Source organism: Thioalkalivibrio denitrificans (assembly GCF_002000365.1).
In the GTDB taxonomy this organism is placed as follows: Bacteria; Pseudomonadota; Gammaproteobacteria; order Ectothiorhodospirales; family Ectothiorhodospiraceae; genus Thioalkalivibrio_A; species Thioalkalivibrio_A denitrificans.
Genome location: NZ_MVBK01000090.1, coordinates 21,080 through 40,336, shown reverse-complemented (window position 1 = coordinate 40,336; position 19,257 = coordinate 21,080). Strand labels below are relative to the sequence as shown.

Sequence of the window (19,257 nt, the reverse complement as noted above, 5' to 3'; positions counted from 1 at the left end):
AGTCCGACAGGCTCCTAGGTCTACACATTATATGGTACTCGTATCCCCGGGGTGTCCGAAGGAAAATCCTTCGTGTTGCGGGTCACCAGGAGGGCATGACTGCATTCGGCTGTCGCGAGGATGATGGCGTCCGGAAGCCGGAGGCGGTTGGCGCGTCGAAGCATGACGGCTGATTCGGCTACTTCGGCATTGATGGGCACCACATCAAAAGTGGCAAGGAATTCGCGCACCAATTGCTCTTCCCCGTCGTCCCGGCACCCTACCAGGACTTCCATCCAGGTGATCTGGCTGATCAGCCGCCGACTGTAGCGATTCAGTTCCTCGGCTGCCTGGGGAAATCCATTGAGGTAGTCCACCAGTATGTTGGTGTCGAAAACAGCCTTCATCGGGACCACTCGTCCCTGAGTTTCTCCTGATACGGGAGTCCATCCTCCCGCCCCTCCCAAAGGCCAAATACGGGTGATTCCTTGTCGGGCGCCGGGCGTGCGTGGAGGTATGCCCGAACGGCGCGCCGGATTGCCTCGGCCTGGGAGATCTTCTCCCGTTTGGCCAGGGCTTTGATAGCCTGGAGTTCTTCATCGGGAAGATCCACTACGGTGCGCATGGCAGACTCCGGATGATGTCAGATAACGACATCATACATCAATTAGAAGATGCTTTGTACTTCGCGTTTTGTAGGTGGCTACAAAGCACAAAGCACCACAGCCAATGTGGACCTGGTCACTCAACTGGAACGAGGTGCATTCCGATCTCGTCGTCGGCAGCTGTCCGATGACAGCGCAGGACCTCACCCGCATCCACGACCGCACAGGGGTCGATGGGGTGCTTTGCGTTCAGAGCGATGAGTGCCTGGGCCATTTCGGGATCGATTATTCGGAACACCTCCGGCATGGCGAACGGATTGGGCTGGACATGCGGCGCGTGCCCATGCGCGACTTCGACGTGGCGGATCAGCGCAGGCATCTGGCGAACGCGGTGCGTGTGCTGGGGGAGCTGTTGTCGGCGGGGCGGCGCGTGTATGTCCATTGCACGGCCGGGCTGGGGCGTGCACCGCTGGTGGTTGTTGGACGCCTCACGCTGGCCGAGATGATGTCTGAGGCGGAGGCCTTCGCGCTTGTGAAGGAGCGTCGGCCGGGTGCGGTGCCGAGCCCGGAAGCGCTCGCGGGGTGCCGGGCGGATCTGGTGCGGCTTCATCGTGCGCGGATCGAGGCCGAGGCGGGGCGGATCTATCGCCAGAGGTCGGCCGCCGGGTGGCCGGGGGATGCCGAATCGGACTGGCTGGAGGCGGAGCGTACGGTGCTGCGGTCGGCGCTGGATTTGCCGTTGTAGCAGGTGGTACTGCATGTGAAGGTGACTTCAGGGCGCAGACGCAGATGCCTTGCAGCGGGGCGGGTTGGCGCCAATGGTCGCCCGATGGCGGAGTAGGGATGGGATGGATGCGATTTGTACATCACAAATTGTATCTCGCACTCAGTGCCAAGCGCCGGAAAGGGCTCCTGTCCAGCCACACCATACGCCGTTGGAGCGGCGCCCCCGCCGCCAACCGCCGTCGCCCGATTGACCTCCGCCATGGTTCGGCCCGAGGGCAGGCCTCCTTCACAGGAAGATCGGGGTCGGGGTAGGAGAATTGGCCCTCAAGGCGTCCGTGTAGGCCGATTCCTACACCGGATTGTGGAAGATGCCTACAAAATGGGGCCGAACGCCGGGTTTACGGGAGTAGTCGGCGGCGGGGATCATATTCCCGTGATCCGAGGAAATGGATTTCGAGGCAATACCGGGGCAGGGAGGTCCCGGGAAGGGACTCGCCGGATCGCATATGGAGAGCTTCAATCACCATATCTTCGGCCATGGATGGGTCGGCCCCGGTACCCGCAAGGGTCCGGGGCATTTTTTTGGTTGGTCAGTTGTCAGTGGTCCGTTGTCAGCTGTATGTGCGACTGACAGCTTCAAGGGAGAGTGCTTATGGGCAGGGAGGTAGGGATTCATGCACCGCGAATCGAAGGGACACGATCACGGATACAAACTGCTGTTCAGCCACCCCGAGATGGTGGCGGATCTGATCCGCGGCTATGTGCGCGAGCCCTGGGTCGAACGACTCGATTTCTCCACCCTGCACCGCGTCGGCAACGGTTACGTCAGCGACGATCTTCGCGAGCGCGAGGACGACGTGGTCTGGCGGGTGCGCTGGCAGGGAGACGGCCACTGGCTCTATATCTACCTGCTTCTGGAATTCCAGTCCCGGCCCGATCCGTTCATGGCGCTGCGGATGCTCACCTACGTTGGGCTCCTCTACGAGGACCTGCGCAAGGGCGATCAGCTGACACCCTCGGGCCGGCTGCCGCCAGTGCTGCCGGTGGTGCTCTACAGCGGAGACCGGCGCTGGGGTGCGGCCACTGATGTGGCTGACCTGATCGAGACCATTCCCGGCGGTCTGGAACATTACCGGCCGCAGATGCGTTGCCTGCTGCTCGATGAGAGCCGCCACCGGGACGACCCCTTGCCCGAGGTGCGCAATCTGGTCTCAGCGTTGTTTGCCCTGGAGAACAGCCGGGAGCCTAGCCCGCATATCTCACCGGGATCGCGGTAGCAGGCGAAGGATTCGGGTTCGTAGGCGCCGCTCTGGAGCGAAACCCATAGCCGTAGCTATGGGTTGAGTGAAGAGCAAGCATACGGATCCGAAGACGAGCCTGAACCGCGATCCCGGTGGGATATGCGGGCTAGACACATCGAGCGGGTGCTCGCTCGTCTGGTGGCGTGGCTGGGGCTGCCCGAGCAGACAGGGCTTCGGCGAAGCTTCACTGTATGGATCAAGCGGGTGCTGTTGCCGGCGCGGGTGCCGGGTGTAGACTTTAAGCAGGTATTGGATTTGCAGGAGGTACGCAGCATGCTGGCCGAGCGAGTAAAGGAGTGGACAATGGACTGGAAGCAGCAGGGTATCGAGGAAGGCCGTAAAGAAGGCCGTAAGGAAGGCCGTAAGGAAGGCCGTAAGGAGGGGGAAGCTGCTGTCCTCTTCCGCCAGATCGAGCACAAGTTCGGCGCTGAGGCGGCCGGGGCCCATCGAGCCCGGATTGACCAAGCGGACGCCGACACGCTGCTTGGCTGGTCTGAACGTATCCTGACGGCCGAGCGGGTGGAGGATATCTTCAGGTAGATGAGCCCAGCCCCCTGGGCGAAATTATCTCAGGTCAGGCCCCATCGCCCGGTGATTTTGGATAACCGACTGAGTGCGTGCCATAAAATTGGCGCATTTGGCCGTAATGCCGCGGTAACAGTTTGTACCCTACCGCCGGCCTATCGCGAGGCTTGCAGTCTCTGGGCCTGTCACGCTTGCCTGTAGGTCGGGCTTTAGCCCGACGGGCGATGCCTGACCAAGCCGCGTCTGTCGCCCTGAAGGGCGACCTACAGATACGCTTCTTCTGCAAGACGATGGCGCGAGACAGGCCCGGAGACCACAATCCTTCGCGAACCCTGGTGCAGTATCCGGGCTATGGGCGGCGGAGATTGGGTCCGGTGTCCGGGCTGCGCTAACATGCCGGAATACAACCAAAGGCTGGCCGAGGGGGCGCCCTTTCCGTGATTCCTGTCATTCTCTCCGGTGGTTCCGGTACCCGGCTCTGGCCGCTCTCCCGAGAACTCTATCCGAAGCAGTTCCTGCCGCTGACTGGTGGTGAGCGGACCCTCCTGCAATCCACGGTCGAGCGTATTTCCGGCTTTCCGGGCGCTGGGGTTCCCTTGGTGGTGTGCAACGAGGCGCACCGGTTTCTGGTGGCCGAGCAACTTCGTGCGATGGGTGTTGAGCCCGGCGGGATCCTGCTCGAGCCGGTGGGGCGAAATACGGCGCCTGCGGTGGCCCTGGCGGCCCTGAGCCAGAAGGAACCCGACGCGGTCCTGCTGGTGATGCCGGCCGATCATGTGATTCGCGACGTGGAGGCCTTCCACCGCGCCCTGGCCTCCGGGTTGGAGCAGGCGGAGGGCGGGGCGCTGGTGACCTTCGGCGTGGTGCCCCAATCGGCGCACACGGGGTATGGGTATATTTGTGCTGATCGATCTGGTCAGTGGTCAGTTGTCAGCGGCCAGTGGAAGAAAGGCGACCGAAAGCGGACAACAGACAACGGACCCTATGCGGTTGCAGAGTTTGTCGAGAAGCCCGATGAGGCCACGGCCGAGTCTTATCTCGCTTCCGGCGACTACTTCTGGAACAGCGGCATGTTCCTGTTCCGGGCCTCGACGTATCTGGAGGAACTCGAGCGTCATGCACCAGACATTCTTGCGGCTTGCCGGGAAGCGCTGGCGGGGGAGGCGCACGATCGGGATTTTGTACGGCTGGACGAGGACGCGTTCGCCCGATGCCGGGCGGATTCGGTGGACTACGCGGTCATGGAGAAGACGGACCGCGCCGTGGTGGTGCCGCTGGATGCGGGCTGGAACGATGTGGGGTCCTGGAGTTCGCTCTGGGAGGTGGGTGAGCAGGACGGTGCCGGCAACGTCTTTCACGGGGATGTGCTGGCCGAGGGGGTGAGCAATACCTTCGTCCACGCCGGTCAGCGGCTGGTGGCGGCAGTGGGCGTGGAGGATCTGGTGATCGTCGAGACGGGTGATGCGCTGCTGGTCATGGACAAGGGGCGCACCGAAGAGGTCAAGGCGATCGTCAACCGCCTGCGCGAGGCGGGGCGGGACGAGGCGCAGGTACATCGGCGCGTGGCGCGGCCCTGGGGAACCTACGAGTGCATCGATGCTGCGGATCGGTTCCAGGTCAAACGCATCACGGTCAAGCCCGGCGAGAAACTCTCGCTGCAGATGCATCATCACCGGGCCGAGCATTGGGTGGTGGTGCGCGGCACCGCGCGGATCACGCGAGGCGAAGAGGAATTCATGCTGAGCGAGAATGAATCCACCTACATCCCCATCGGGGTAAAGCACCGGCTGGAGAATCCGGGCCGGATACCCCTGGAGTTGATCGAGGTGCAGTCAGGCGCCTATCTGGGCGAGGATGACATCGTGCGTTTCGAGGATACGTACGGGCGTTCGTAGGAGCCCGGCCCTCCGGGCGAAGGGGGTTGGCCTGGGATCGGTTCGCCCAGGGGGCTGGGCTCCTACGGTGAGGTGATCGGGTAGGAGCCCGGCCCTCCGGGCGAACGAGGAGACAAGGAACCTGACTATCATCGAACAGGAGGTTCGCAATGGACGGAATTGCACATGGACGTCGCCTTCGCACGGGTCGTGTCTCCATCCCTGATCAGGTGTACGCAGTCACCACCGTGACACGCAAACGATACCCCTACTTCTCCGAGTTCTCCGCCGCAAGGTGCCTTGTTCGCGTGCTGCGGGAGGAGCAGGTGATGGGGCGTTCCGAAACGCTGGCCTATGTGGTGATGCCCGATCATTTGCATTGGTTGCTGCGGCTTCTGCCGGGCCATGATCTCTCCGTTGTAGTTCGTGATGTCAAGGCGGTAAGCAGTCGCAGACTTGAATGCCGGCTATGGCAGAAGGGGTTTCATGATCATGCCTTGAGGAGCTAAGAAGACCTTCAGGGATGGGCGCGTTACATTGTGGCCAACCCGTTGCGTGCGGGTTTGGTAAGGCGGATTGGGGATTATCCCCATTGGGACGCCGTATGGCTGTAGGAGCCAAGCCTTCCGAGCGAAATGGGCAGAGGCTGTTCGCCCGCGGGGGCGGGCTCCTACAGGATCACACGCTTCTCTAAAGGCCTTGCGCCTCAAATGTGTCGGCGCCTACGGGACGCCCTATGTGCGAAGCAATCGGGTGGCCAGCAGTGTCTGCATGTCCCGGCGGCCGTCGGCGATCAGGTAAATCACTACCCGGTCGCCCAAGACCCGATAGATGACGCGATAGGGTTTGAAGGATACCTGTCGGTATTCACGAATTCCCAGGTGCAGCAGTTCCCGGGGATGGGTGCCCCGTTCCGGGTTGTCGGCGAGGGAATCCGCGACTGTGAGAAGCCGGTCGAGCACATGGTCTGCGGCTTGCCTGGAATCGAACTCCAGCAGATAGTCATAGAGCGTCTCCAGATCGCGTTCGGCACCTTCCGTGACCAGAACCCGGTGTGCCATCAGTCAGCGGTGTCTCCGGTGGTCTTCTTTGCACGAAGTCGTTTTGCGACTCGCGCCAGGGGCTTCACCCGGCCTTCTTCCACCTCACGGTTCCCCAGGGCCAGGACCTTAAGCAGGGCGAGGGTCTCCTGTGTTTCTTCATAGCTGGCCATGTCCTGGAGCACGGCCCGGGCTTCACCGTTCTGTGTGATGATCAGAGGTTCGCGTTCCTCAGCTAAGCGTGACAGGACGTCGGCCGCATGGGCCTTGAGATAACTGATGGGTTTGACCCGATCCGAGTAGCGCATGGATTGATCCTCGACGGAGAGAACTTAATATAGACCGAATTAGGTCTCCTGCTCAACCGGGTTTGATCCCAAGAACCTCTGCTTCGAATTGGAGGCGCTCTTGCCTCAGACTGTCTGTGTACTTGCCGTTTCGAGGTGTCAGGGACAAATAGTGGCGCAGGATCAGCGCACTGCGCTTGGCCTTGTAGGTACGAAGGTACGGATGAATCTGTCGCAGGATCTGAAGTGCCTGCCGGTTGTAGACAGCGTAGGTGAAACTCGGCGAGTGGTGAGAGCGCACTGTGCGTTTTCCGGTGATCTTGCCTGCGCCCAGCGTCTCCTTCACGAACTCCAGAACAGTCCGCTCGGTACTGCTGATGGTCAGGGCAAGCTGGCGATTCTCGTTTCGGTGCTTGCGCGTGAGCGTGATGGTGCCTTCGCCGTCGACGAGTCCCGCAATGTAGCCGGCATCGGCCGGGCGCAACAACACAACCTCCATGTCATGGCTCCTGTTCCGTGGTGTCCGCAATCAGTATAGAAAAAAGCCCCTGACCGGCAACCGGTCAGGGGCTTTCTGTTGGTGGAGGCGGCGGGACAGTGATCCATATCTTTCGATATGGGCTGGACTATACCTTCATCCTGTTGCCAGGATGCGGGGCGTGTTATCCGCGGCGCAATATTTCCGCGAATCCTAGTGCCGGCTCCGTTCACCTGAACTCAGCCGGTCTATGAGTCTCTACAGGGCAGGCCTGAGGTTGGCCCTCTTCCTACCCCTCGGTGTTGCCGTAGCGGGTTGCCCCGCCTTAGGGTCCACCGATGTGAGCCCCGTTTTCACTCTGCCCTCTCGGGCAGAGGCGACCATTGTGTTAATCGAACCCGCGTCCGCGAGACCTACATCCTCGGATACTACATGCTTAGTCGCGTCGTTTGATTTTACGCCAGGGTCTCCGACGGACAGGATACCCGGGCGCGAGCCCGATCAGGTTTAACGGTTAAGACCCGGGCGAGTCCGCTCCGCGAGCTTGTGTGCGATGACCTTCAAGTAGGACCCACAAGCAAGTCCAGTCGAAGGTCTAGCTGGTTTTACGCAGCCAGAGCGTAGTTGTCGTCGTTGGCAACTATAGCGTTACAGCTGGTTTTACGAGGGAAGCTGTCTCCTCGGCATGCACCTCGGGTTTCGTGACCCACGTCGAAGCCAGGTCGCCCCCAAAGTCAGATAAATAGACTTGCTTTGCCGGCGGAAGTTCCATGTCCGCCTTGCCTTCCCTGCCGGGTGTTCCTGCCGTAGGAGCCCAGCCCACTNNAGTGGGCTGGGCTCCTACGGATAACGGCCGACATCGCGTTCGGCCGTGTCGCTGGCAGGCCTTTACAGTATCATAGCGGCCTCCGATCCACAGCCTTTTTCGGGGTTTGCGATGCTGTTTCTGCCTGGGGCGACGGCCCTGTCCGACTTCCGCCTTCAACGCCTTCGACGCAGTCTCCGGGAGGCGGAGCCCGCGGTGGAGGGGTTGGCCGCCCGATTCGTGTATTTCGTGGACCTGGAGCGGGAACTGTCGGCGCCCGAACGCCTGGTGCTGGAAGCCTTGCTGGAGATCGGGGGGGAAGGGGAGGCTGCAGCCCCTGACGACCTGCTGGTGGTGCCGCGCCTCGGCACCGTCTCGCCCTGGTCCAGCAAAGCCACGGACATTGCCCATCAGTGCGGGCTGGACGGGTCGGTGCGCAGGATCGAGCGCGGCATCAGCTACCGGCTGAATACGCCGGAACCGCTGCACGCGGATGCCCTGCGTCGTCTGGCCGGCCTGCTTCATGATCGCATGACCGAGACGGTGTTGTTCGACCCGGCCGAGGCCGAACGCCTGTTTGTCCATCACGAGCCTGCTCCGGTGGGGGTGATCGAACTGGGTGATGATCCGGGGGCTGCCTTGCGCCGGGCCAACACCGAGATGGGGCTTGCGCTCTCCGACGAGGAAGTGGACTACTTGACCGAGGCGTACGGGGCTCTGGGGCGTCCTCCCACGGACGTGGAGCTGATGATGTTCGCCCAGGCGAACTCCGAGCATTGCCGGCACAAGATTTTCAATGCGGACTGGGTGATCGACGGGGAGACGAAGGAGAAGTCCCTGTTCGCCATGATCCGCAACACCCACGATCACGCCCCGCAGGGGATCCTCTCGGCCTACCGGGACAATGCCGCCGTCATGGAAGGCGCGCGCGGCCTGCGCTTCATGCCCGACCCGGACACCCGGACGTACCGGGAAGAGGAGATGGATCTGCCCATCATCATGAAGGTGGAGACCCATAACCACCCCACGGCGATCTCGCCTTTTCCGGGGGCCGCCACCGGTGCTGGTGGGGAGATCCGCGACGAGGGAGCGACCGGACGGGGATCGAAACCCAAGGCGGGACTCACGGGATTCTCCGTGTCCAATCTGCGCATCCCGGGTTTTGAGCAGCCCTGGGAGACGGACCACGGGAAGCCGGGCCGTATCGAGAGTGCACTTCGCATCATGATCGACGGGCCTATTGGCGCTGCGGCCTTTAACAATGAGTTCGGGAGGCCGGCGCTGGCGGGCTATTTCCGCACCTACGAGGAACGGGTGCCGGGGCCCGGCGGCGAGCAGCTGCGCGGCTATCACAAGCCCATCATGATCGCCGGCGGGCTCGGCAGCATGCGACCCGAGCACGTGGAGAAGGCCCCGTTGCCCGAAGGGACGCCGGTGGTGGTGCTGGGCGGCCCGGCCATGCTCATCGGCCTGGGGGGCGGGGCGGCGTCATCCGTGGCCAGCGGCGAGAGTGCGGAGGACCTGGATTTCGCCTCTGTGCAGCGGGGCAACCCGGAGATGGAACGCCGCTGCCAGGAGGTGATTGATCGCTGCACGGCCATGGGCGCCGGCAACCCGATCCTGTCGGTACACGACGTGGGCGCGGGCGGGTTGTCCAACGCCGTGCCCGAGATCCTCAATGACGCCGGGCGCGGCGGGGCCATCGAACTGCGCACCGTGCCCTCCGACGAACCGGGCATGTCGCCCATGGAGATCTGGTGCAACGAGGCGCAGGAGCGTTATGTTCTCGCCATCGATCCGGATCGTCTGGAGGTGTTCTCGGCCCTGTGCGAACGCGAGCGTGCGCCGTTCGCAGTGATCGGCACCGCCACGGCTGACCAGCATCTGCTGGTGGGTGATGGACTGTTTCACAACGAGCCCGTGGACCTGCCCATGGAGGTGCTGCTGGGCAAGCCGCCCAAGATGCTGCGCGACGTCCATCATCAGACTTTCCGCAAGCCGGAGTTCGACACCACGTCGGTGGACATCGTCGACGCGGTGAAGCGTGTCCTGCGCCTGCCCTCGGTGGCCTCCAAGTCTTTCCTGATCACCATCGGTGACCGTACCGTCACCGGGCTCGTGGCCCGCGACCAGATGGTCGGACCCTGGCAGGTACCGGTGGCGGACGTGGCGGTGACCGCCACGGACTACTCCGGTTACACGGGCGAAGCCATGGCCATGGGCGAACGGACGCCCATCGCGCTGGTGCACCCCGCCGCTTCCGGGCGCATGGCCATCGGCGAGGCGGTCACCAATCTCATGGCGGCGGACATCGACGCCATCGGGCACATCCGGCTCTCGGCCAACTGGATGGCGGCTGCGGGGCATCCCGGCGAGGATGCGGCGCTGTTCGACACCGTAAGGGCGGTGGGCGAGGAACTGTGCCCGCGGCTCGGTATCGCCATTCCCGTGGGCAAGGACTCCCTGTCCATGAAGACGGTCTGGAAGGATGGCTCCGGCGAGCAGGTCATGACGGCGCCCGTCTCCCTGATCGTGACAGGCTTTGCGCCCGTGCAGGACATCCGCCGCACTCTCACGCCCGTCCTGCGGACCGATCGGGGCGAGACTGACCTGATCCTGATCGACCTGGGCAAGGGCCGCAACCGTGTGGCCGGCTCGGCGCTCGCGCAGGTCTACAAGCAGGTGGGGCACTATCCCCCGGATCTGGACGATCCCGACATGCTGTGTCGCTGCTTTGCGGCCATACGGGAGTTGAACCGCGAAGGGCGTCTGCTGGCCCTGCACGATCGTTCCGACGGCGGGCTTCTGGCCACGGTCTGCGAGATGGCCTTTGCCGGCCATGCGGGCGTTACGGTGCACCTGGATGACCTGGGGGCGGATCCGGTGGCGGCCCTGTTCAGCGAAGAACTGGGGGTGGTGATCCAGGTGTCTCACGAGGACACCGAGGAAGTGCTCTCCGCACTGCGCGAGGCAGAACTGGGCCACCACAGTCATGTCATCGGGGCAGTGGGCGATTCCAACGAGATCGCATTCTGCCGAGGACGGCAGGCCCTGTTCAGCGCCCGTCGCTCCGACCTGCACGCCGCGTGGGCGGAAACCAGTTATCGCATGCAAGCGCTTCGCGATCACCCGGACTGCGCCCGGGAGGAGTTCGAGCAGATTTCGGACGCGGACGATCCCGGCCTTTCACCGGTCCTCACCTTCGATCCGGAAGGGGACCTCGCCGCGCCCTACGTGAACGTGGCGCGGCCCCGGGTGGCCATCCTGCGCGAGCAGGGCGTGAACGGACAGATCGAGATGGCCGCGGCCTTTCACCGGGCGGGGTTCGAGAGCGTCGACGTGCACATGACCGACATCCTGTCGGGGCAGCTGGACCTCGCCGGTTTCCGGGGCCTGGCCGCCTGCGGCGGCTTCTCCTACGGAGATGTGCTCGGCGCCGGCGGCGGGTGGGCCCGCTCCATCCTGTTCAACCCCCGTGGCCGGGATGCCTTCCAGGCCTTCTTCGAGCGCGAGGACACCTTCGCCCTGGGCGTGTGCAACGGCTGCCAGATGCTTTCACAGTTGAAGGAACTTATCCCTGGTGCGGATCATTGGCCGCGCTTCCTGCGCAACCGCTCGGAACAGTTCGAGGCGCGCCTGTCCCTGGTGGAGGTGGTGGAGAGTGCGTCCATCCTGCTGGAGGGCATGACTGGTTCCCGCTTGCCCATCGCCGTGGCCCACGGTGAGGGCAGGGTGGCCGTGGAGGATGGCGAAGCCGCCTCGTTGCCCGGTGTGGCGCTGCGCTACGTGGACAACCGCGGGCAGGCCACGGAGCACTACCCCGAGAATCCCAACGGTTCACCCGCCGGCATCACGGGGCTCACCACGCGCGACGGCCGGGTGACCATCATGATGCCCCACCCGGAGCGTGTCTTCCGGACCGTGCAGTACTCGTGGCACCCGCCGGAATGGGGCGAGACGGGGCCGTGGATGCGGTTGTTCAGGAATGCGAGGAGGTGGGCGGGGTGAAGGCAAGGATGAAGGATGAAGGCTAAAGGATGAAAGGGAGACGTTCATTCGACCTTCATCCTTCAACCTTCATCCTTCCGGCGACACGAAGTGTCGCCGGCCTACCAGTCCAGGTCGTTCAGCGCGTAGTTTTCGTCTCCGAAGGTGTCTTCCAGCTGGCGGCGCAGGGCGCGCTTTTCCAGCAGCCGCTCCAGGGAGCGACGCGCGTCAGTGCGCGGGGTCTCGGGGGTCTCCTGCCTCCATTCAGGACTTTCGAACTCGTCGTCCATGGTGAGGATGTCTCGGACCCTTCCCATGCGGGCATGTCTCCACGGTTGATGTCGGTCACCCGCAGCCCGGAGCCCGAACCAAGCCCCAACGAAAGACTGCGATTTACGACGCCCTTATACCGTGCCCGCCGGAATGCGCAACAAGATTTTTTTTATGAAGAGTCCCAAAATCCTTTGATGGGTTCGTGCCGAACATCCGGTTCGGAAAGTGTTCCACCGTTCGTGCATCCAATTGCCGGTCTTCGTCGTCTTCCCGGCCATTCGAAAGGTCCTTCCGAGGCTCGATCAGATCGTTTCCGTCGCTGGCCAACGTGGAGACCGTTGGTCGGAAAACCCGCCTGCCGGGGTTGATACCGTCCGGGGAAGCACTCGTTAGCGGCGAGGCGCAAAGTGCACCGCGAAATCCGAGCATCTCACAGGGCGCCCCATAAGCGCCGCCGCGTTTTCGGGGCGGCGGGGCTACGGCGGGCTCGACCCGCCCCATAGCTCAGATTTACTTGGCGTGCTTTGCGACTTCGCGAGAGAAATGTCTTTTTTTTCTGCGTGGCAAATGAACATCATTCCAGAACCACCACTGCACGGCCGCGCACCTGACCCTTGAGGATACGCTCGGCGTACTCGGGGAGGTCCTCGAGTCGGATCTCGGTAGTCATGGCATCCAGCATCTCGCCCGGAATGAGTCCGGTGAGGCGTTCCCAGGCGAGTGTGCGGGTGTTGTAGTCGCACATGACCGAGTCGATGCCGAGCAGTTTCACGCCGCGCAGGAGGAACGGCAGGACGGTGGTGGTGAGCTTAGGCCCGCCGGCGAGTCCGCACGCGGCCACGGAGCAGCCATAGCGCATCTCGGCCAGCACATGTGCGAGCATGTCGCCCCCGACCGCATCCACGCAGCCGCTCCAGCGTTCGCTGAGCAGGGGCTTGCCCGGTGCTTCGGCCAGCTCCTCGCGGGGCACGATGGTGCCGGCACCCAGCGACTTCAGATAGTCGGCATTCTCCGGGCGGCCGGTGACTGCGGCAACGGAATGACCCAGGCGCGAGAGCAGGGTGATGGCAACGCTGCCGACACCGCCCGACGCGCCGGTGACCAGTACTTCGCCATCGTCCGTAGTCAGGCCATGGTCCTCCAGGGCCTGCACCGCCAGCATGGCGGTGAAGCCCGCCGTCCCCACGGCCATGGCCCGGCGAGGGGTGAGCCCCTCGGGCAGCGGCACGAGCCAGTCCGCCTTCACCCGCGCCATCTGCGCGTAGCCGCCCCAGTGAGCCTCGCCCACGCGCCAGCCGGTCAGCACCACGGCGTCGCCGGGCTTGTAGCGTTCATCACCGGATTCCTCCACCGTGCCCGCGAAATCGATGCCCGGCACGTGGGGATACTGGCGCACCAGTCGCCCCAGGCCCTTGATGACCATGCCGTCCTTGTAGTTGAGGCCGGAATGGGAGACGCGCACCAACACGTCACCCTCGGGGAGGTCGGATACCTTGAGGTCCTTGATACTGGCTGCAGGTGCCTTTTCGGCTTCTTCCAGGACCAGGGCCTTGAATGTGTCGCTCATGGGTGCCTCCTCGCTCGGTGTTCTGTGTTGGTTGCCTGGGGGCCTTGGGGCCAGGTTTGCACGGAGTTCTGTCGGATTCGCTTCGCCCGGAGGGCCGGGCTCCTACACGTCGGCACTTGGTCAACACCGTAGGAGCCCGGCCCTCCGGGCGAGCAGGTGGTCCCCATTTTCGTCCAGAGGGCTGGGCTCCTACGACGGGGGGGAGGGCACGGGATCCACCGGGTCGCGGATCATGGTGCCCGGCTCTGCATCGCTACGATCAGCTCTCCTGGGTCTGTTTGTCCAGCCATACCTCCAGTCCCTGGACGTTGAGATCCACGTCGGGAACGAGCAGCTCCCGCATGCGCGCTTCGGGCAGCTTGCAGCCGTGTTCGCGCAGGCGCTCAATCAGTACCTGCATCATGTCTTCGCACAAAGCATCGTGGCGGGCTTCGCCCTCGTCGGCATGTGCCCAGGCCATGTCCACGTAGACGTCGATGAGGCGGTGCATATCCTCACGCAGGCGTGCAATGTCGCCCACGCGGCTGTAATGGGTGAGGTACATGTAGCTGAGGCCCTGATCTGCCAGGCGGTCCACCGAGTGGTGCAGGGCCTCGGGATCGAACTGCACCGGGGTGGTGGTGGGCAGCACGAACGGGCCGCGCTCGGTGTCGAACTCGCGGTAGGACAGTCCGAAGGTGTCGCCGGTGAAGATGCCGTCGCCGCCTTCGTCGACAACGCAGAAATGATGCTTCGCGTGGCCCGGCGTGTCCATGAACCGCAGGCGCCGGCCGTTGAAGTCCAGTTCATCCCCTTCGCCGGCCTCGGTGACACGCTCCGCAGGGACGGGCACCACCGTACCGAACATGCGTTCCTTCTCCTCCTCGCCGTAGACGTTCGCCGCACTGGCGTTGAGTTTCTCCGGGTCGATCATGTGCCGGGCGCCGCGGGGATGAATCACCATGCGCGCATTGGGCAGGTGGCGCATCAGCTCGCCCGCGCCGCCGGCGTGGTCCAGATGCACATGGGTGGGGATCACGAAGTCCACGTTCTCGCGCGGAATGCCTTTTTCCTCCAGAACCGCCAGCATGGCGGGCACGGAATGGGCTGTGCCCGTCTCGATGAAAGCGGCGCGATCGCCCTCGACCACAAGGTAGGTGGACACCTGCCCCTGGCGGTAGAGCTGGGCATCGATCATCGTGATGCCATGTCCGAGATCTTCGTAGTGCACTTGGGTCATGTTGGATATCCGTAAGGCAAAAGACTCAACGCAAAGACGCGAAGACGCAAAGTAACGCAAAGAATCTCCGGGAGAAAGAACACCCAGACATCGGGGTTGTATTCAGATCATTGCTCTCTGCGTCCTTTGCGTCTCTGCGCCTTTGCGTTGGATTTTCGGATCAGATCAGAAACAGATCCACGAACTCGTGCACCGGGGTGGCCGACAGGCGGCCGGGGTCCTTGCACAGGTCGTAGATGCGTTCGGCCTGGCCGCGGGGGAAGCGGGTGCGCAGGGCGTCGCGGAATTTCTTTTCCAGCACAGGGATGCCCTCGTCGCGACGGCGGCGGTGGCCGATAGGGTACTCGATCTCGACCCTGTCGGTGCTGGAGCCATCCTTGAAGAAGACCTGGATGGCGTTGGCGATGGAGCGCTTGTCGGGATCGTGGTACTCCTTCGAGTAACGCGGATCCTCGGTCACGCGCATCTTTTCGCGAAGCGCGTCGATGCGCGGATCGGCGGCCACCTCGTCTTCGTAGTGGCGTGCGGTGAGTTCACCGTAGATCAGCGGCACGGCCACCATGTACTGCAGGCAGTGGTCGCGGTCGGCCGGGTTGTGCAGCGGACCGTCTTTGCTGATGATGCGCACGGCCGAATCCTGGGTGGTCAGTTCGATGCGGTCGATCTCGTCGATGCGGTCCTTGACCTGGTCGTGCAGCTTCAGCGCGCATTCAACCGCAGTCTGCGCGTGGAACTCGGCCGGGAAGCTGATCTTGAACAGGACGTTTTCCATCACGTAGCTGCCGTAGTCGCGCTGGAAACTGAACTTCTCGCCCTTGAAGAGCACGTCGTAGAAGCCCCAGCGGGGTGCGGACAGTACGCTGGGCAAGCCCATCTCGCCCTTCATGACCATGAGCGCGAGGCGCACGGCGCGCCCGCAGGCATCGCCCGCCGCCCAGGACTTTCGCGAGCCGGTATTGGGGGCGTGACGATAGGTGCGAAGCGCCTGGCCGTCCACCCAGGCCTGGGAGACGGCGTCGATGACCTGTTCGCGGCTCGCGCCGAGCATGTGGGCCGTCACCGCGGCGGACGCCACCTTGACCAGCACCACGTGGTCGAGGCCCACCCGGTTGAAACTGTTCTCCAGCGCCAGCACGCCCTGGATCTCATGGGCCTTGACCATATAGTGCAGCACCTGCTCCATGATCATGGGCGCCTTGCCTTCGGCCACGGCCTTGCGGCTCAGGTGATCCGCCACCGCCAGGATGGAGCCCAGGTTGTCCGAGGGGTGTCCCCACTCGGCGGCGAGCCAGGTGTCGTTGAAGTCCAGCCAGCGCACCAGGGCGCCGATGTTGAACGCGGCCTGGATGGGATCCAGCTGAAACTGGGTGCCCGGGACGCGAGAGCCGTTGGGCACCACGGTGCCCGGCACCACGGGGCCCAGGTGCTTGGTGCACTCCGGGTACTGCAATGCCAGCATCGCGCAGCCCAGGGAATCCATCAGGCAGTTGCGCGCAGTGTCCAGCGCCTCGTGGGAATCGATGCCGTAGTCGCAGACGTAGTCAGCAATGGCCTGCAATTCGGGATCCGGATCGGGCCGGATGTTGGCGTCGGCGATGTGTTGGCTCATCTCAATGCTCCTGATGTCGCATTTCTTGGAAGTAAGAAGTGTGAATTGGGAAGGGAGAATGGAAGTGGGAAGTGTGAATTGGGAAGTCGGAATAGCCCCGATGCGCTCCCTCTCCCTCAGGGAGAGGGCCGGGGTGAGGGTGGTTTCATTCCCACTTCCCAATTCCCACTTCGCACTTCATTCCCGCTTCACCTCTTGTCCATCGGTACCCACTTCCGGTTCTCCGGTCCCGTGTAGTTGGCGCTCGGGCGGATGATCTTGCCGTCCAGGCGCTGCTCGATCACGTGGGCGACCCAGCCAGTGGTGCGGGAGATCACGAAGATGGGGGTGAACAGGGCGGTGGGGATGCCCATCATGTGGTACGAGACGGCGGAGAACCAGTCCAGATTGGGGAACATCTTCTTCAGCTCCCACATGACGCTTTCCAGGCGATCCGCCACGGCGAACATGGTCATGGTGCCGCGCTCCTCGGACAGGCGTTTGGCCACGGCCTTGATCACCTCGTTGCGCGGGTCGCCGGTGGTGTATACCGGGTGGCCGAAACCGATGATGATCTCCTTGCGTCCCACCCGTTCACGGATATCCGCCTCGGCCTCGTCGGGGTTCTCGTAGCGAAGCTGGATCTCGCAGGCCACCTCGTTGGCGCCGCCGTGCTTGGGGCCGCGCAGGGCACCGATGGCGCCGGTGAGGGCCGAGTACATGTCCGAGTTGGTGCCGGCCACCACGCGGGAGGTGAAGGTGGAGGCGTTGAACTCGTGCTCGGCGTAGAGGTTGAGCGAGGTGTGCATGGCGCGCACCCAGGACTCGGACGGGGCCCGCCCGTGCATCAGGTGCAGGAAGTGGCCGCCGACGCTGTCGTCGTCCGTCTCCACCTCGATGCGCCGCCCGTTGTGCGCGAAGTGATACCAGTAGAGCAGGGCGGAGCCCAGGCTCGCCAGCAGCCGATCGCCGATGTGGCGTGCGCCGGCGACGGTCATCTCCTCCTTCTCCGGTTCCATCGTGCCGAGCACGGAGACGGCGGTGCGCATCACGTCCATCGGATGTGCCGATGGCGGAATCTGCTCGAGCACGGTACGCAGCCCCGCCGGCAGACCGCGCAGCGCACGCAGGTGATCCTTGTAGGCGGCCAGTTCCGCGCGGTTGGGCAACGTGCCGTGGATGAGCAGATGTGCGATCTCCTCGAACTCGGCGTCGTCCGCGAAATCCAGGATATCGTAGCCGCGGTAGTGAAGATCGTTGCCCGTGCGGCCCACGGTGCAGATGGCGGTGTTGCCGGCCACGGTGCCGGAGAGGGCCACGGACTTCTTGGGCTTGGGCGTGCTCTGGGTGGTATCGGTCTCAGTCATCTGCGTTGTCCCCCTCCTGGCGGTACAGGCGGTCGAGTTGCTGTTCGTAGGCGTGATAGCCCAGGTGTTCGTAGAGTTCGTCGCGGGTCTGCATGATGTCGAGCACGGCCTTCTGCGTCCCGTCCCGGCGGATGGCCTCGTAGACCTTCATGGCCGCCTGGTTCATGGCGCGGAAGGCGGACAGCGGATACAGGGCGAGCCCCACGCCCGCATCCCTGAGTTCGCCGGTGGTGAACAGGGGCGTCTGGCCGAACTCCGTGATATTGGCCAGCACCGGCACGCCAGTGGCCTCGACGAAGCGGCGGTACTGGTCCAGCTCGGTGACGGCCTCGGGAAAGATCATGTCGGCGCCGGCGTCCACGCAGGCAACGGCCCGCTCCAGTGCCGCTTCCAGGCCTTCCCCCGCCAGGGCATCGGTGCGCGCCATGATGACGAAATCATCGGTGCGCGCATCGGCGGCGGCCTTGATCCGGTCGACCATCTCCCCCTTTGACACGATGGCCTTGCCGGGGCGATGACCGCAGCGCTTGGACTGCACCTGGTCCTCGATGTGACAGCCCGCGGCGCCTGCACGGATCAGCTCGCGCACCGTGCGTGCAATGTTGAAGGCGCTGGGGCCGAAACCGGTATCCGCGTCCACCAGCAGCGGAAGCTGCGTGATGTAGGTGATGCGGCGCACATCCTCGAGCACGTCGTGCAGGGTGCTGATGCCGAGATCCGGCAGCGCCAGCGAACCCGCCGCAACTCCGCCGCCGGACAGGTAGAGCGCGCGGTAGCCGGCGTGTTCGGCCAGGGTGGCGTGATAGGCGTTGATGGCGCCCACCACCTGCAGGGGCTTTTCTTCCGACACGGCCTGGCGCAGGCGGGCGCCGGGCGTGAGGGCATTGAGATCGCTCATGAGTGGCTCCTGGCGCCGTGCAAGCGGCTAGCCTGCAATGCGGATGTTGGGTGACTGGTCCGGGTGTTCGGCGAACTGGCGTGCCACGTTCTCTCGCGATACGCGCACGTGACGGCGCATGAGCAGTTCGGCCATCTCACCGTCACGGTCTGCAATGGCCTCGACGATGTGGCCGTGCTCGCGGAAGGCGTTGCGCGCACGGTTGCTGGCCATGCCGTACTGGTAGCGGTACATGCGCATCAGGTGATAGAGATCATTGCACAGCAGCTGGATGAGCCGTGCGTTGCCGCTGGCCTGGACGATGCGGTAATGAAAGTCCAGGTCGCCTTCCTTCTGGAAGTAGGCCACCCCTTCCTGCAGTTCCACGCGCTGCTCATGCTGCGCCAGAAGGCGGCGCAGCTCGTCGATCTCGGCGTCGGTGATCCGCTCCGCCGCCAGCCGTGCCGCCAGGCCTTCCAGGGACTCGCGCAGGAAGTAGAGCTCCATCAGGTCGACCTGGGTGAGGGTGACCACCCGGGCGCCCACGTTAGCCTTGCGTTCGACGAGGTGGCAGCCCTCGAGGCGACCGATGGCCTCGCGCAGGGGCCCCCGGCTGATGCCGTAGGCGGTCGCGAGTTCCGGCTCGCTGATCTTGCTGCCCGCCGGAATCTCGCCCTCCACGATGGCTTGGCGAAGCCGGCGGAAAACCCGCTCCGAGAGCGTGAGGCCTTGCTGTTCAGGGTTCATATCAGTGCCTAT

General features: G+C 63.9%; 16 protein-coding genes, 1 other RNA gene and 2 pseudogenes. 6 read left to right on the top strand and 13 right to left on the bottom strand.

Translation table 11 applies throughout. The annotated features are described in order from the left end of the window. Positions 1–20 precede the first annotated feature (20 nt). Together B1C78_RS13790 and B1C78_RS13785 are read right to left on the bottom strand one after the other, a co-directional pair. Positions 21–386, bottom strand: coding sequence for a type II toxin-antitoxin system VapC family toxin (locus B1C78_RS13790; protein WP_139349941.1), 366 nt, complete (start codon positions 384–386; stop codon positions 21–23). Then, on the bottom strand, positions 383–604 hold the full coding sequence (locus tag B1C78_RS13785; protein ID WP_077279751.1) for a ribbon-helix-helix domain-containing protein: 222 nt from the start codon (positions 602–604) through the stop codon (positions 383–385). The genes B1C78_RS13790 and B1C78_RS13785 overlap by 4 nt, the downstream gene beginning before the upstream one ends. Positions 605–771: 167 nt before the next feature. Here B1C78_RS13785 and B1C78_RS13780 point away from each other — a divergent pair, with 167 nt between their 5' ends. The 5 genes and pseudogenes from B1C78_RS13780 (at position 772) to B1C78_RS13765 (ending at position 5,624) form a co-directional block, all read left to right on the top strand. Then, positions 772–1,329 (top strand): dual specificity protein phosphatase family protein, encoded by a 558-nt coding sequence (locus B1C78_RS13780; RefSeq protein ID WP_175628314.1) that lies wholly within the window; start codon positions 772–774, stop codon positions 1,327–1,329. Between the two features lie 655 nt (positions 1,330–1,984). Next, positions 1,985–2,557: pseudogene (locus B1C78_RS18095) on the top strand (Rpn family recombination-promoting nuclease/putative transposase); the annotation flags it as partial. A 153-nt stretch (positions 2,558–2,710) separates the two neighbouring features. Further along, positions 2,711–3,151 (top strand): RpnC/YadD family protein, encoded by a 441-nt coding sequence (locus tag B1C78_RS18090; protein WP_425443979.1) that lies wholly within the window; start codon positions 2,711–2,713, stop codon positions 3,149–3,151. A gap of 422 nt (positions 3,152–3,573) precedes the next feature. After that, positions 3,574–5,031: a mannose-1-phosphate guanylyltransferase/mannose-6-phosphate isomerase gene (locus tag B1C78_RS13770; protein ID WP_077279749.1), complete on the top strand. Its 1,458-nt coding sequence runs from the start codon at positions 3,574–3,576 to the stop codon at positions 5,029–5,031. A gap of 149 nt (positions 5,032–5,180) precedes the next feature. Further along, positions 5,181–5,624, top strand: a pseudogene (locus B1C78_RS13765) (REP-associated tyrosine transposase). Between the two features lie 120 nt (positions 5,625–5,744). Here B1C78_RS13765 and B1C78_RS13760 read toward each other — a convergent pair. From B1C78_RS13760 to ssrA, 4 genes are all read right to left on the bottom strand, one after another. Further along, positions 5,745–6,071: a type II toxin-antitoxin system RelE/ParE family toxin gene (locus tag B1C78_RS13760; protein ID WP_077279748.1), complete on the bottom strand. Its 327-nt coding sequence runs from the start codon at positions 6,069–6,071 to the stop codon at positions 5,745–5,747. Next, positions 6,071–6,358 (bottom strand): type II toxin-antitoxin system Phd/YefM family antitoxin, encoded by a 288-nt coding sequence (locus B1C78_RS13755; protein WP_077279747.1) that lies wholly within the window; start codon positions 6,356–6,358, stop codon positions 6,071–6,073. Before B1C78_RS13755 ends, B1C78_RS13760 begins: the two co-directional genes overlap by 1 nt. A 52-nt stretch (positions 6,359–6,410) precedes the next feature. Next, positions 6,411–6,836 (bottom strand): LAGLIDADG family homing endonuclease, encoded by a 426-nt coding sequence (locus tag B1C78_RS13750; RefSeq protein WP_077279746.1) that lies wholly within the window; start codon positions 6,834–6,836, stop codon positions 6,411–6,413. 368 nt (positions 6,837–7,204) lie between these two features. Beyond that, positions 7,205–7,537: a transfer-messenger RNA gene (gene ssrA, locus B1C78_RS13745) on the bottom strand. 215 nt (positions 7,538–7,752) lie between these two features. Here ssrA and purL point away from each other — a divergent pair. Further along, positions 7,753–11,628 carry a phosphoribosylformylglycinamidine synthase gene (gene purL, locus B1C78_RS13740; protein WP_077279745.1) on the top strand — a complete coding sequence of 1,292 codons (3,876 nt, stop codon included), beginning with the start codon at positions 7,753–7,755 and terminating at the stop codon, positions 11,626–11,628. A gap of 101 nt (positions 11,629–11,729) precedes the next feature. Here the strand turns inward: purL and B1C78_RS13735 are convergent, their stop codons facing one another. The 7 genes from B1C78_RS13735 to B1C78_RS13705 all read right to left on the bottom strand — a co-directional run bounded on the left by B1C78_RS13735 (position 11,730) and on the right by B1C78_RS13705 (position 19,245). Beyond that, positions 11,730–11,924, bottom strand: a complete 195-nt coding sequence (locus B1C78_RS13735) for a PA3496 family putative envelope integrity protein (RefSeq protein ID WP_077279744.1) — start codon at positions 11,922–11,924, stop codon at positions 11,730–11,732. 530 nt (positions 11,925–12,454) lie between these two features. Further along, the gene (locus tag B1C78_RS13730) at positions 12,455–13,447 is read right to left on the bottom strand and encodes an MDR family oxidoreductase (RefSeq protein WP_077279743.1); all 993 of its coding nucleotides are present in this window, start codon (positions 13,445–13,447) and stop codon (positions 12,455–12,457) included. Between the two features lie 259 nt (positions 13,448–13,706). Then, positions 13,707–14,666 (bottom strand): MBL fold metallo-hydrolase, encoded by a 960-nt coding sequence (locus tag B1C78_RS13725; protein ID WP_077279742.1) that lies wholly within the window; start codon positions 14,664–14,666, stop codon positions 13,707–13,709. Between the two features lie 160 nt (positions 14,667–14,826). After that, on the bottom strand, positions 14,827–16,275 hold the full coding sequence (locus tag B1C78_RS13720; RefSeq protein ID WP_077279741.1) for a bifunctional 2-methylcitrate dehydratase/aconitate hydratase: 1,449 nt from the start codon (positions 16,273–16,275) through the stop codon (positions 14,827–14,829). A 188-nt stretch (positions 16,276–16,463) separates the two neighbouring features. Further along, complete coding sequence (prpC, locus tag B1C78_RS13715) at positions 16,464–17,621, bottom strand: bifunctional 2-methylcitrate synthase/citrate synthase (RefSeq protein WP_077279740.1); 1,158 nt, start codon at positions 17,619–17,621, stop codon at positions 16,464–16,466. After that, on the bottom strand, positions 17,614–18,519 hold the full coding sequence (prpB, locus tag B1C78_RS13710) for a methylisocitrate lyase (RefSeq protein ID WP_077279739.1): 906 nt from the start codon (positions 18,517–18,519) through the stop codon (positions 17,614–17,616). Before prpB ends, prpC begins: the two co-directional genes overlap by 8 nt. Before the next feature lie 27 nt (positions 18,520–18,546). Then, positions 18,547–19,245 carry a GntR family transcriptional regulator gene (locus tag B1C78_RS13705; protein WP_077279738.1) on the bottom strand — a complete coding sequence of 233 codons (699 nt, stop codon included), beginning with the start codon at positions 19,243–19,245 and terminating at the stop codon, positions 18,547–18,549. Between the last annotated feature and the right edge of the window lie 12 nt (positions 19,246–19,257).